At 70.0% G+C, this 13,459-nt stretch carries 9 protein-coding genes; 5 read left to right on the plus strand and 4 right to left on the minus strand.

The genetic code is table 11. The features are described 5' to 3' along the window. Nucleotides 1-163 precede the first annotated feature (163 nt). Nucleotides 164-1,195, plus strand: coding sequence for a LacI family DNA-binding transcriptional regulator (locus H1D24_RS12470; protein WP_181657534.1), 1,032 nt, complete (start codon nucleotides 164-166; stop codon nucleotides 1,193-1,195). 77 nt (nucleotides 1,196-1,272) lie between these two features. Here the strand turns inward: H1D24_RS12470 and H1D24_RS12475 are convergent, their stop codons facing one another. After that, entirely contained in the window at nucleotides 1,273-1,608 is a 336-nt protein-coding gene (locus tag H1D24_RS12475) for a YnfA family protein (RefSeq protein ID WP_181657535.1), read from the minus strand. Between the two features lie 130 nt (nucleotides 1,609-1,738). Here H1D24_RS12475 and H1D24_RS12480 point away from each other — a divergent pair, with 130 nt between their 5' ends. The 4 genes from H1D24_RS12480 to narI are packed head-to-tail and all read left to right on the plus strand — an operon-like array spanning nucleotide 1,739 to nucleotide 8,424. After that, nucleotides 1,739-5,434 carry a nitrate reductase subunit alpha gene (locus H1D24_RS12480; protein WP_181657536.1) on the plus strand — a complete coding sequence of 1,232 codons (3,696 nt, stop codon included), beginning with the start codon at nucleotides 1,739-1,741 and terminating at the stop codon, nucleotides 5,432-5,434. 34 nt (nucleotides 5,435-5,468) lie between these two features. Beyond that, the gene (gene narH / locus H1D24_RS12485; RefSeq protein ID WP_181657537.1) at nucleotides 5,469-7,082 is read left to right on the plus strand and encodes a nitrate reductase subunit beta; all 1,614 of its coding nucleotides are present in this window, start codon (nucleotides 5,469-5,471) and stop codon (nucleotides 7,080-7,082) included. Next, nucleotides 7,079-7,705: a nitrate reductase molybdenum cofactor assembly chaperone gene (narJ, locus tag H1D24_RS12490; protein ID WP_181657538.1), complete on the plus strand. Its 627-nt coding sequence runs from the start codon at nucleotides 7,079-7,081 to the stop codon at nucleotides 7,703-7,705. Before narH ends, narJ begins: the two co-directional genes overlap by 4 nt. Then, complete coding sequence (narI, locus tag H1D24_RS12495; protein ID WP_181657539.1) at nucleotides 7,702-8,424, plus strand: respiratory nitrate reductase subunit gamma; 723 nt, start codon at nucleotides 7,702-7,704, stop codon at nucleotides 8,422-8,424. Before narJ ends, narI begins: the two co-directional genes overlap by 4 nt. Before the next feature lie 151 nt (nucleotides 8,425-8,575). On the opposite strand, the gene dnaK is transcribed toward narI, so the two are convergent. From dnaK to H1D24_RS12510, 3 genes are all read right to left on the minus strand, one after another. After that, complete coding sequence (dnaK, locus tag H1D24_RS12500) at nucleotides 8,576-10,453, minus strand: molecular chaperone DnaK (RefSeq protein ID WP_181657540.1); 1,878 nt, start codon at nucleotides 10,451-10,453, stop codon at nucleotides 8,576-8,578. A gap of 196 nt (nucleotides 10,454-10,649) precedes the next feature. Beyond that, nucleotides 10,650-11,078, minus strand: coding sequence for an OsmC family protein (locus H1D24_RS12505; protein WP_181657541.1), 429 nt, complete (start codon nucleotides 11,076-11,078; stop codon nucleotides 10,650-10,652). Between the two features lie 151 nt (nucleotides 11,079-11,229). Then, nucleotides 11,230-13,371 carry a phage holin family protein gene (locus tag H1D24_RS12510; protein WP_181657691.1) on the minus strand — a complete coding sequence of 714 codons (2,142 nt, stop codon included), beginning with the start codon at nucleotides 13,369-13,371 and terminating at the stop codon, nucleotides 11,230-11,232. Nucleotides 13,372-13,459 lie beyond the last annotated feature (88 nt).

A 13,459-nucleotide genomic window follows, 5' to 3' on the forward strand; every position in this document is an offset into this window, starting at 1 on the left:
GACAAACCAGCCCTAAGGCTGGCCGACAGAGAAGCTAGGTCTGGCGGGTAAGCGTGTCAAGGCATACAAAATCGAGCGAGGAGAGCAAGTCGTTCTTGTCAGCAGACGCCACGCCGGCCTAGATTATTTGCGAAAACTACCGGGACCAACAAGGAGCCCCTTCATGACCGGTGGCCGGACGTCCCGCCCGACCCTCGCCCAGATCGCCGAAACGGCCGGCGTCTCGGTCTCCACCGTCTCCAAGGTCCTCAACGGCCGCGACGACGTCTCGCAGGACACCCGGGACAAGGTCGACTCCGCCCTCCGTAGCCACCGGTACATCCGCCGGGGGGTCTCCCTCGCCGACCCGTCCACCCGCACCGTCGACCTGGTCCTGGGAGGGCTGGACGGCTCCTGGCCGGCGAGCGTCGTCAGCGGCATGGAGGCGGCGGCGTACGAGGCGGGACTGCATGTGGCGATCTCCCTTGCCCGGGCGCCTGTCGCCACCGGCGGCCAGTACGCCCCGGATTGGGTCGACCGGGTCCTGGAGCGCGGCAGCGCGGGAGTGGTGCTGGGCCTGACCGAGCCCACGGACGAGCAGCTCGCCCGGCTCCAGCAGGCCCAGGTCCCCTGCGTGGTCATCGATCCGCTCAGCGATCCGCCCCTCGGCGTGCCGTCCGTCGGTACCACCAACTGGGCCGGTGCCTACGAGGCGACCACCCACCTGCTGGACCGCGGACACGAACGCATCGGTCTGGTGACCGGCCCGCCACACCACCTGTTCGCCCGGGCTCGCATCGCCGGCTACCGCTCGGCCATGGCGGCGGCGAGCGTCGACACGCCGCCCGAACTCGTACGTCACGGCACCTACGACCGTGCCAGCGGCAGGCGGCAGGTCGAAGAGCTGCTGCGGCTGCCCGTGCCGCCCACGGCCCTGTTCATCTGCTCCGACCACATGGCCATCGGCGGCTACGAAGCGCTGGCCGAGGCCGGTCTTGAGGTGCCGCGGGACGTCAGCGTCGTGGGCTTCGACGACCTGCCGGAGGCCCGCTGGGTCACCCCGCCCCTGACGACCGTGCGCCAGCCGCTGAAGGAGATGGGCGGCACCGCCCTGCGGACGCTCGTCCGGCTGATCGGCGGCGAGGAGCTGGAAAGCCCCCGGGTCGAGCTGGCCACGTCGCTCGTCGTCCGGGGCAGCACGCGCGACCGTCACTGACTCCGGCGTCCCGGGCCCGGGGGCAGTAGGCCACTGCCCGTCTCCCGAAGAGGGCGATGGGGGCGCGCGGCGAACGGTCAGTGCGCGCGCGGCGCGTACATGATCACGGCCATCCCCGCGAGGCAGATCAGCGAACCGATGACGTCGAAACGGTCGGGGCGGTAACCGTCGGCGATCATGCCCCAGGCGATCGAGCCGGCGACGAAGATCCCGCCGTACGCGGCCAGGATGCGGCCGAAGTTCGCGTCGTGCTGGAACGTGGCCACCACGCCGTACAGGCCGAGGGCGATGATGCCGGCGCCGATCCAGATCCAGCCCCGGTGTTCACGGATTCCCTGCCAGACCAGCCAGGCCCCTCCGATCTCGAAGAGGGCGGCGACGACGAACAGGGCGACGGAGCGGGCGACGAGCACGGCGGGTGGGGTCTTTCCGGCAGGGGGCGGAGGCTGGCACCAGCACCGTAACCCGTACGGACGCAGTGAGCGGGTGGCAGTCCCTCAGCACGCCTACGTTTCGAGGCATGCGCCACCAAGGGAGCTCACGGTGACAGAGACCACGGGGACCCCCACCGAACCGGGTGCGGTGCTTCTGCGGACGGGAAAGTTCTTCCGGCGCGGGACCGCGGCACCCGATCTGCACAGTGTGCAGTTCAAGGGCGGCCGCCAGGGGGACGCCTTCTACCGCGACCGGTGGAGCCACGACAAGGTCGTGAACTCGACGCACGGTGTGAACTGCACGGGTTCGTGCCGCTGGAAGGTGTACGTCAAGGACGGCATCATCACGTGGGAGACCCAGGAGACCGACTATCCGTCGGTGGGTCCCGACCGCCCCGAGTACGAGCCGCGGGGCTGCCCCCGGGGCGCCGCGTTCTCCTGGTACACGTACTCGCCGACGCGCGTGCGCTACCCGTACATCCGGGCCGTGCTGCTCGGGATGTACCGGGAGGCCAAGCAGCGTCTGAAGGACCCCGTGCTGGCGTGGGCGGACATCCAGGGCGACGCCGAGCGCCGGCGCGGATACCAGCGCGCGCGCGGCAAGGGCGGCATGGTGCGGGCTACCTGGGACGAGGCCCTGGAGATCGTGGCGGCGGCACACGTCCACACCATCAAGACCTACGGCCCGGACCGCATCGCGGGGTTCTCGCCCATCCCCGCGATGTCGATGGTGTCGCACGCGGGCGGGGCCCGTTTCATGGGTCTGATCGGCGCTCCGATGCTCTCCTTCTACGACTGGTACGCGGACCTGCCGGTCGCCTCGCCGCAGGTGTTCGGCGACCAGACCGACGTACCGGAGTCGGGCGACTGGTGGGACGCGGCGTATCTGATGATGTGGGGCTCGAACGTGCCCGTCACGCGGACGCCGGACGCGCACTGGATGGCCGAGGCCCGCTACCGCGGCCAGAAAGTCGTGGTCGTCGCGCCGGACTACGCGGACAACGCCAAGTTCGCCGACGAGTGGCTGCATCCGCATCCCGGCACCGACGGGGCGCTCGCGCTGGCCATGGGCCATGTGGTCCTCAAGGAGTTCTTCGTCGACCGCGAGACGCCGTTCTTCGCGGACTACGTACGGAAGTTCACGGATCTGCCGTTCCTCGTCACGCTCACCGAGCGGGACGGTGCGTACGTTCCGTCGAAGTTCCTGCGGGCCTCCGATCTCGATCAGGCCGGGGAGGGCGCGGAGTGGAAGACGGTCGTCCTGGACGCTGCGACCGGGCATCCCGCCGTCCCGAACGGGTCGCTCGGCTTCCGCTGGACGGACTCCGGCAAGGGCCGGTGGAACCTTGACCTGGGCGACATCAGCCCGCGGCTGACGCTGCACGGCACGTTCCGCGCGATGCCGGTCGAGGTGCTGCTGCCGCGCTTCGACACGGAGGGCGGTGAGCACGGGCAGGGGCGCGGCGAGGTCATGCGCCGCGGCGTGCCGGCCGTCAGGATCGGCGGGCCGGGAAGCCCGCTGGTCACCACGGTGTTCGATCTGCTGCTCGCCCAGTACGGAGTGGGGCGGCCGGGTCTGCCGGGTGACTGGCCGTCGTCGTACGAGGACGCGGGCGCGCCCTGCACCCCGGCCTGGCAGGAGGTGCACACCTCCGTGCCCGCCGCCCAGGCCATCAGGATCGCCCGGGAGTTCGCGCGGACCGCGGAGAAGTCGCAGGGCCGCTGCATGATCCTCATGGGCGCCGGAACCAACCACTGGTTCCACTCCGAGACGATCTACCGTGCCTTCCTCGCGCTGCTGCAGCTCACGGGCTGCCAGGGCCGCAACGGCGGCGGCTGGGCGCACTACGTCGGCCAGGAGAAGTGCCGCCCGTTCACCGGGTGGGCCACGCTCGCGGGTGCGCTGGACTGGCAGCGGCCACCGCGGCAGATGATCGGCGCCGCGTACTGGTTCCTCCACACCGACCAGTGGCGCTACGACAGGTTCTCGGCCGATGTGCACGCGTCCCCGCTGGGCAGCGGGCAGTTCGCGGGCATGACGGGTGTCGACTGCCTGGCGCTGTCCGCGCGCTCCGGCTGGATGCCGTCGTACCCGACGTTCGACAAGAATCCGCTGGACCTCGGGGACGTGTTCGGCGATCCGATCGCGCACGTCGTGGCGCAACTCAGAAGCGGCGAACTGAAGTTCGCGGTCGAGGATCCCGACGCGCCACAGAACTGGCCGCGTGTGCTGACCCTGTGGCGCGCGAATCTGCTCGGCTCGTCGGCGAAGGGCGCCGAGTACTTCACCAAGCACTTGCTGGGCACGCACTCGTCGCTGCGGGCCGAGGAAGCCGACGAGGGCGAACGGCCTAGGGATGTGGCCTGGCGGGACGAGGCGCCCGAGGGAAAGCTCGACCTCCTGCTGTCGCTCGACTTCCGGCAGACCTCCTCCACGCTCCTGTCGGACGTCGTACTGCCGGCCGCGACCTGGTACGAGAAGCACGACCTGTCGACCACGGACATGCACCCCTACGTGCATGCCTTCTCACCAGCCGTGGACCCGCCCTGGCAGGCCCGCACCGACTTCGACACGTTCCATGCGCTGGCCCGTCGGCTGAGCGAGCTCGCGGTGGGCCATCTCGGCGTCCGCAGGGACATCGTCGCGACCGCGCTCCAGCACGACACACCGGGCGAGACGGCGCAGCCCGGCGGCGTCGTCCTGGACTGGAAGCGGGGTGAGTGCGATCCCGTGCCCGGCCAGACGCTGCCGAATCTGGCCGTCGTCGAGCGCGACTACACGGCGATCGGCGCCAAGTTCGCGGCACTCGGTCCCCTGGCGGAGGGTCTGGGTCTGCCCGTCAAGGGCATCGCGCTGCGGCCCGATCAGGAGGTGGAGGACCTCAAGGCCCGCAACGGTGTCGTACGCGGTGGTCCCGCCGACGGGCGCCCGGCCCTGGACACCGCCGTCAAGGCGGCGAACACCATCCTCGCGCTGTCCGGCACGACCAACGGCCGCCTGGCCACGCAGGGTTTCCACACCCTGGAGGCGCGCACCGGCCAGGAGATGGCGCATCTGGCGGCCGAACACGAAGGCAAGCGCATCACGTACGCGGACACGCAGGCCGCACCCGTGCCGGTCATCACCTCACCGGAGTGGTCCGGGAGTGAGTCCGGCGGGCGCCGCTACACCGCGTTCACGCTCAACACCGAACATCTGAAGCCCTGGCACACGCTCACCGGACGGCAGCACTTCTTCCTCGACCACGACTGGATCCACGAACTGGGCGAGGCGCTGCCCGTCTACCGGCCGCCGCTGGACATGAACCGCCTGTTCGGCGAGCCGCGCCTCGGCCCGGACGGCCATCGGGAGGTGACGGTCCGTTATCTGACCCCGCACAACAAGTGGTCGATCCACTCCGAGTACCAGGACAACCTGTTCATGCTGTCGCTCTCCCGTGGCGGCCAGAACATCTGGATGTCCCCGCAGGACGCGGACGCGATCGGCGTCCGGGACGACGACTGGATCGAGGCTGTCAACCGCAACGGCGTGGTCGTCGCCCGCGCGGTCGTCTCGCACAAGATGCCCGCCGGCACGGTCTACATGCACCACGCCCAGGAACGCACCGTGAGCGTCCCGAAGACGGAGACGACCGGCAAACGGGGCGGCATCCACAACTCCCTGACCCGCGTGCTTCTCAAGCCGTCCCACCTCATCGGCGGGTACGCCCAGCTGTCGTGGGGCTTCAACTACCTGGGCCCGACGGGCAACCAGCGCGACGAGGTGACGGTCATCCGCCGCCGCTCGCAGGAAGTGGAGTACTGAAATGCCCCGTGGCGAAGCCACTATCGGACGCGTTATGGCTCAGATCGCGATGGTCATGAATCTCGACAAGTGCATCGGCTGCCACACCTGCTCAGTGACCTGCAAGCAGGCGTGGACCAACCGCACCGGCATGGAGTACGTCTGGTTCAACAACGTCGAGACCCGGCCAGGGCAGGGCTATCCGCGCCGGTACGAGGACCAGGAGCGGTGGCGCGGCGGCTGGGAGCTGAACAAGCGGGGCGCCCTGAAGCTCAAGGCGGGCGGCCGGTTCCGCAAGCTCGCCGGGATCTTCTCCAACCCCGTGCTGCCGGAGATCAAGGACTACTACGAGCCCTGGACGTACGACTACCAGAACCTCACCGACGCGCCGCTCGGCGACGACTTCCCCGTGGCCCAGCCGCTGTCGCAGATCACCGGCAAGCCGATGAAGATCGAGTGGTCCTCGAACTGGGACGACAGCCTCGCGGGCGCGCCCGAGCACGGGGATCTCGACCCGATGGTCGCCAAGGTCCGCGAACAGGCCGCCGAGAAGGTCAAGTTCGCGTTCGAGCAGACCTTCATGTTCTTCCTGCCGCGGATCTGCGAGCACTGCCTGAACCCGTCGTGCGTGGCGTCGTGCCCGTCCGGCGCCATGTACAAGCGGGCCGAGGACGGCATCGTGCTGGTCGACCAGGACCAGTGCCGCGGCTGGCGCATGTGCGTCACCGGCTGCCCGTACAAGAAGGTGTACTTCAACCACCGCACCGGCAAGGCCGAGAAGTGCCACTTCTGCTATCCGCGCGTGGAGGTGGGCCTGCCGACGGTCTGCTCGGAGACGTGCGTGGGGCGGCTGCGCTACCTCGGGGTGATGCTGTACGACGCGGACAAGGTGACGGCGGCCGCGTCCGTGAAGGACGAGAAGGCGCTGTACGAGGCCCAGTTGGGGGTGTTCCTGGATCCGGAGGATCCGGGTGTCCAGCGGGCGGCCGAGGAGGCGGGCATCGCGTACGACTGGATCGAGGCGGCACGCCGCTCCCCCGTGCACGCCCTCATCAGCAAGTACAGGGTCGCCCTTCCGCTGCATCCCGAGTACCGCACGATGCCGATGGTCTGGTACATCCCGCCGCTGTCGCCGGTCGTGGACGCGCTGGCCGAGACGGGCTTCGACGGCGAGGAAGCGGGCAACCTCTTCGGCGCCATCGACACGCTCCGCATCCCGCTCGAGTATCTGGCGGAGCTGTTCACGGCGGGTGATGTGGGTCCGGTACGGGCCTCGCTGGAGAAGCTCGCCGCCATGCGCTCGCACATGCGCGCGATCAACCTGGGCGATCAGCCGGACCCCTCCGTCGCCGCGTCGGTCGGCATGGAGGCGACGGAGATCGAGGCGATGTACCGGCTGCTGGCGATCGCCAAGTACGAGGAGCGCTACGTCATCCCGACCGCCGCGGTCGGCGACGCGGCCCGCCTGGAGGAGACGGCTCTCCCGGCCGAACTGCCGGACTCCTGCAGCCTCGACTTCCCCGGTGGTCCGGGCATGGGCGGTGACGGCCCGTTCGGCCAGGACTCCGGGCGCCGGCACCTGCCGCTGGTCTCCGTGGAGAACTTCCACGTACTGGCGAAGCGGCAGACGGCCGACGAGGAGAACGAGCTGAAGGAGCTGCCGCCGTGACGTCCCCCGCCGTGCTGTACCAGGCCGCCGCGTACTGCCTGGGCTATCCCGACGACGAGTTCCGTGTGCGGCTGCCGCTGCTGCGGGCCGCCGCCCCCGAGCTGGGCGAATTCCTCGACCACGTGGCGGCCGAGGACCCCTCGGATCTCGCCGCCCACTACGTCAAGGTCTTCGACTTCAAGAACCGGCACAGTCTGTATCTGAGCTGGTGGCGGGACGGGGACACGCGGCGGCGCGGCATGTCGCTGGTCCGCTTCAAGGCGACCTACCGGACGCACGGCCTGGAGTTCACCGGCGAGGAGCTGCCCGACTTCCTGCCGGTGGTGCTGGAGTTCTCGGCGCACGCCGGACCGGTGCTGCTCAAGGAGCACCGCGGCGGCCTGGAGCTGCTGCGCCTCGCCCTCACCGACTTCGGCACGCCGTACGCGCGCGTGCTCGACGCTGTGTGTGCGACGCTGCCGGGCCCGTCCCCGAAGGACCGGGCCGAGGCGCTGGCACTGGCCCGGTCGGGCCCGCCGCGCGAGGAGGTGGGCCTGGAGCCCTTCGGGCTGATCAGAGAGCCACCCATCGGAGAGCCCCCTGTCGGAGAGCTCGGAGAGCCACTCATCGGAGAACGGTCATGAACGCACTGCTGTGGGGGGTCCTGCCGTACGTCGCCTTCGTACTGCTCGTCGCGGGCACGATCTGGCGGTTCCGCTACGACAAGTTCGGCTGGACGACACGCTCGTCGCAGATCTACGAGTCGAAGCTGCTCAACATCGCGTCGCCGGTGTTCCACTACGGCATCCTCTTCGTGCTGGTCGGCCACCTGGTGGGCCTGTTCGTTCCGGAGTCGTGGACGGACGACATCGGCCTGAACGAGCACACGTACCATCTGCTGTCGCTCTACGGCGGGACGGCGGCCGGGGTGCTGGCACTGGCCGGCATCGGGCTGCTCGTGTACCGGCGGCGCACCAAGGCCCCGGTGTTCCGCGCCACGACGGCCAACGACAAGCTCATGTACCTGGTGCTCGTGGCCGCGCTCGTGCTGGGCATGGTCGCCAAGCTGATGCACGTCTCCGGCGAGGGCTACAACTACCGTGAGACGATCGCCCCATGGTCCCGCAGCCTGTTCATCCTGCAGCCCAAGACGGAACTGATGGCGGGCGTGCCGGTGATGTACCAGATCCACGCGGTGGTGGGCATGGTCCTCATCGCCATGGTCCCGTTCACCCGCCTCGTGCACATGTTCAGCGCCCCGGTCCAGTACCTGTTCCGCCCGTACGTGGTGTACCGCACCCGCGACCCGGAACAGCTGGGGGTACGGCCGGAGAGGCGGGGGTGGGAACGGACGGGGGTGTAGGTCCGCCGCCCCGCTGTGGGCAGTCGTTCCGCTGGGGCGATGGGGGTACCTCCCACGCCCTTAAGGCAATGGGGGAGGGTGGGCACAGCGGAACCGCGCGACGGCGGGCACCGGACCAACCCCGGGCGACCCCGACGCAGGGCACACCCGCCTAAGCGGCACCGCCCTTAGCGTCCTTCTCGTCGTCGACGATCTCGGCATCGACGACGTCCTCGTCCGCCTTGGGACCCTCGGTCCCGGTACCTGTACCCGTGCCGCCGTCCCCGCCGGAGGCGGCCGCCTGTGCGTACATCGCCTGCCCCATCTTCTGGCTGACGGAAGCCAGCTTCTCCACGCCGGCGCGCAGCGCCGCCGTGTCCTCGCCGCCCGACTCGAGCAGCCCCTTCAGTTCGCTCACCGCCCCCTCCACCTCCGCCTTCGTGTCGCCCGGAATCCGGTCGGCGTTGTCGGCGAGGAAGCGTTCGGTCTGGTAGACGAGTTGCTCCGCCTGGTTGCGGGTCTCGGCGGCCTCGCGGCGCCGGCGGTCCTCGTCGGCGTACTGCTCGGCCTCGCGCATCATGCGGTCGATGTCGTCCTTGGGCAGCGCCGAGCCGCCCGTGACGGTCATCTTCTGCTCGCGGCCCGTCGCGAGATCCTTCGCCGAGACATGCATGATTCCGTTGGCGTCGATATCGAAGGTGACCTCGATCTGCGGGACGCCCCGCGGCGCGGGCGGCAGCCCGGTGAGGTCGAAGACGCCGAGCTTCTTGTTGTACGCGGCGATCTCGCGTTCGCCCTGGTAGACCTGGATGCCGACGGACGGCTGGTTGTCGGTGGCCGTCGTGAAGATCTCCGAACGCTTCGTGGGGATCGTCGTGTTGCGCTCGATGAGCTTCGTCATGATGCCGCCCTTGGTCTCGATGCCGAGGGACAGCGGCGTCACGTCGAGCAGCAGCACGTCCTTGACGTCGCCGCGCAGCACGCCGGCCTGGAGCGTGGCTCCGACGGCCACGACCTCGTCCGGGTTGACGCCCTTGTGCGGATCCTTGCCGGTGAGCTGCCTGACCAGGTCCGTGACGGCGGGCATGCGTGTCGAGCCGCCGACCATGATCACATGGTCGATCGCGGAGAGATTGATTCCTGCGTCCTTGACGGCCTGGTGGAACGGGCCCTTGCAGCGGTCCAGCAGATCCGAGGTGAGCTCCTGGAACTGGGCGCGCGTCAGCTTCTCGTCGAGGTGCAGCGGGCCTTCGGGCGAGGCGGTGATGTAGGGGAGGTTGATGGTCGTCTCGGTCGACGAGGAGAGCTCGATCTTCGCCCGCTCCGCGCCCTCGCGCAGCCGCTGCAGCGCCATCTTGTCCTTCGCGAGATCGAGGCCGTACGCGTTCTTGAACTGCTTGACGAGATGGTCGACGATCCGCTGGTCCCAGTCGTCGCCGCCCAGATGCGTGTCGCCGTTGGTGGCCTTCACCTCGATGACGCCGTCGCCGATGTCGAGCAGCGACACGTCGAAGGTGCCGCCGCCGAGGTCGAAGACGAGGACGGTCTGCTCCTCGCCGCGGTCGAGGCCGTAGGCGAGGGCCGCGGCCGTCGGCTCGTTGATGATCCGCAGCACCTTGAGACCGGCGATCTCACCGGCCTCCTTGGTGGCCTGGCGCTGGGCGTCGTCGAAGTACGCGGGGACGGTGATCACGGCGTCCGTGACGTCCTCGCCCAGGTACGACTCGGCGTCCCGCTTCAGTTTCTGCAGGACGCGCGCGGAGAGCTCCTGTGCGGTGTAGCGGGTGCCGTCCACGGAGCCCTGCTCGGGGAAGCGCCAATGGGCGTCGCCCATGTGCCGTTTGACGGAGCGTGCGGTGCGCTCCACGTTGGTGACCGCCTGCCGCTTGGCCACCTCGCCCACGAGGACCTCGCCGTTCTTGGCGAAGGCGACCACCGAGGGCGTGGTGCGCGCGCCCTCGGCATTGGCGATGACGGTGGGCTCACCGCCCTCCAGCACGGCCACCACCGAGTTCGTCGTACCGAGGTCGATACCGACCGCACGTGACATGTCCGTCCCCTTCCGCCCAACCGGGGTTCCGCCGAACCGGGGTTTCCACTCTCAGCACAAAACTTGAGTGCCTTCTTGTCAATCCCCGGGTTACCGGCCTCCGGGTTCGCGGGTACCCCGATCCCCCGGATACGACCGTGCCGCCGTCCGGTTCGAGCCGGACGGCGGCACGGTCGAGGGGTGAACGAGCCGCTGTTCAGCCGACGAGCTTCGCGTCCAGCGTGATCGTCGTGCCGGTCAGCGCCTGGCTCACCGGGCAGTTCTTCTTGGCGTCCTCGGCAGCCGAGACGAACGTGGCCTCGTCGATGCCCGGCACCTGACCCTCGACGGTCAGATGGATGCCGGTGATGCCCGTACCGGGCTGGAAGGTCACGTCCGCGGAGGTGGTCAGCCGGGTCGGCGGGTTGCCGGCGCCGGTCAGGCCGTGGGACAGCGCCATGGAGAAGCAGCTGGAGTGGGCAGCGGCGATCAGCTCCTCGGGGCTGGTCTTGCCGTTCGCCTTCTCGGCCCGGGACGGCCAGGACACCGCCTGCTCGCCGATGCCGGAGGAGTCGAAGGTGACGACGCCGTTGCCCTCGAGCAGATTGCCTTCCCAGACGGTGTGTGCGGTGCGCGTGGTTGCCACGATGTATCCCTTCAATGAGGTCCCGTGTCGTGTCCGGGTTCCGTACCTCCATCCGATCACACCCGGGCCCGGTGCACCCGTAAGACGGCGCACCCGTAAGACGGCGCACCCGTAAGACAGGTCCACGGGACACCGCGGCCCCGGACCTGGGTCACGCCTCGCCGTCGCGCACGGCCTCGTCCCGGGCGCCCTCGTGTCCGCCCACCGGCACCTGAGGCCCGTCGCCCTCCCCCAGCCAGCGCCGGAAGACCTTGTGCAGCTGTTCGGCGCCGGTCAGCTCCTGGCCGTCGTCGACCGGCGCTGAGAGCGCGTACGGCGAGAGCACGAAAGGCTGGTTCTGTGCGCCGCCGAGCCCGCCGTGCGAGCCGATCTGCTCCTCGAAGGCGTGGACTTCGCCCTCCTCCGGGTCGTACCAGGAGTTGACCATGATGTCGGCGGCGCGCGGGAAGGAATGGGTGCGGCGTACGGCGTCGGCGGCGCCGGGCCCGAAGGCCGCGAGTGGGCCGGGGTTTCCGTCGAGCTCGTCCAGGGAGATCTCCGCGCCCCGCGCGCCGAGCAGGAGCCCGCCTCGCTCCTCGCTGCTGACGAGCACGAAGCCGATGCCCGGGTGGTTGGCGAGGGTGGAGAGCAGCGCGGGATGGCGCCGGTCGATCTCCTCCCGTGTCATGCGGTGCGGCACGTCCGGGAAGGAGATGAGCCCGAGGTTGCCGGATGCGAGCACGAGCGGTCCCGAGCGGCGGGGCGGGTGGTGCTGCCCCGCCTCCTCCTCGACGGGCCGGTGCAGCGCGGCACGGACCGCGGCCCGCGCTTCCGCACCGCTGCGCGTACGCTCGACGCGGCGCCGCACGGGCAGCCCGCATCCGGCCCTGACCAGGTCGGCGAGGGTGAGGCCGTAGCGGGCGAGGAAGGTCTCGCCGGGGCTCTGCCCGTGGTCGGAGAGCACCACGATGCGGTACGGCCGCGGGGCGTGCTCGGCGACCTTGGCGATCAGCGCGAGCGACCGGTCCAGCCGCTGGAGCACCCTCTCGGCGTCGCGGCTGCGCGGCCCGGAGTGGTGCGCCACTTCGTCGTACGCGACGAGGTCGGCGTACACCGCGCTGCGGCCGACGAGCATGTCTCCGATGACCGCGGCGACCACGACGTCCCGCTCGACGACCGTCGCGAAGGCCCGGACGAACGGATAGAGGCCGCCGCGGGAGACGCGCGGCCGCCGCTTCGTCAGCCGGGCGTGCGTCGACTCGGCGATCTCCCGGCAGACCTCCGCGATGAACGACATGGCGGTACGGACGGCGTTGGCGGGATCGGAGAAGTACGCGAAGTAGCCGGCGCGGGAGCGGTTCTCGCGGCCGCGGCGTGCGGAGACCGAGAGGACGAGGGCGAGCTGGTCGGCGCCGCCGCTGAACAGATTGCCGCGGCTGGCGCCGTCGAGGCTGAGCAGACCTCCGTCGCCGGTGTACGCGATGGCGCGGCGCTGGAGTTCGGCGGCGCTGCTGGGGCGGTTGCAGACCATGACCTCGCGGGTGTCCTTCTCGTACCAGCGGAAGGCCGGGATGTCGTGATTGGTTCCGTGCAGGATGCCGAGCTGGCTGGCGCCGGTCTGACTGGACCAGTCGGTACGCCAGGGGGTGAGCCGGTGGGTGGGTTCGCGGGGTGGCGCGTCGCAGTCGCCGTCGCTCTCCGCCACATCCTCGTCCGGGCCCTTGGCGAGCCATGAGGCGACGGTGGGCATGAGGCCCTTGCCGACGGCGTCCAGGAGCACGTCGTGGCCGACGCCGTCGAGCTGGATGAAGAGGGTGCCGGGGGTGGACGGGCAGACTCCGTCCACGGCCCGCCTGCGCCGGCGGTCGGCGAGCCGGTAGAGCCTGCGGCGGTACGCGTCGTCGTCGCGGACGGCGAGCGCGGTGCCCGTCGCGGACGCCACGGCGGACATCACCGCGGCCACGACGACGGCGGTCTCGGGGGCGACCGTGCCGCGGCCGGACGGGTTCAGCTGCAGGGCGAGCAGCAGCAGCGAGCCGTTGAGGAAGAACACGAGCAGCCCGAGGACGAGGGCGGGCACCAGCAGCAGCGCTCTGACGAGCAGGGGCCACACCAGGGCCGACAGCAGACCGAAGGCTCCGGCGCCGAGCGCGGCCGTGATCGCGATGTGCGTGCCGCTGTCGCCGTCGGCGGACTGCAGCCGGAAGTCGGGCAGGATCCCCGCGAGTACGAGCATGGTGACGGTGCTGACCGCCCACACGGCGATCACGCGCCACGAGGCGCTGCCGATCCTCCGCCACCGCCAGTCCGCCACGCCCTGCTTCACCTCACGTCCTGCCCCGCCCGGAACGGACGGTCGATGTCCAGCCTTTCACAGCCGGGTAAGGGGCTGACCGTTGTGG

It is taken from the genome of Streptomyces himalayensis subsp. himalayensis (assembly GCF_013778455.1).
Lineage (GTDB): Bacteria > Actinomycetota > Actinomycetes > Streptomycetales > Streptomycetaceae > Streptomyces > Streptomyces himalayensis.

Bases quoted from the DNA above. Each gene is read 5' to 3' on its own strand.
- H1D24_RS12470 (WP_181657534.1), top strand. From the start codon at position 164: ATGACCGGTGGCCGGACGTCCCGCCCGACCCTCGCCCAGATCGCCGAA.
- dnaK (WP_181657540.1), bottom strand. From the start codon at position 10,453: ATGTCACGTGCGGTCGGTATCGACCTCGGTACGACGAACTCGGTGGTG.
- narH (WP_181657537.1), top strand. From the start codon at position 5,469: ATGGCTCAGATCGCGATGGTCATGAATCTCGACAAGTGCATCGGCTGC.
- narI (WP_181657539.1), top strand. From the start codon at position 7,702: ATGAACGCACTGCTGTGGGGGGTCCTGCCGTACGTCGCCTTCGTACTG.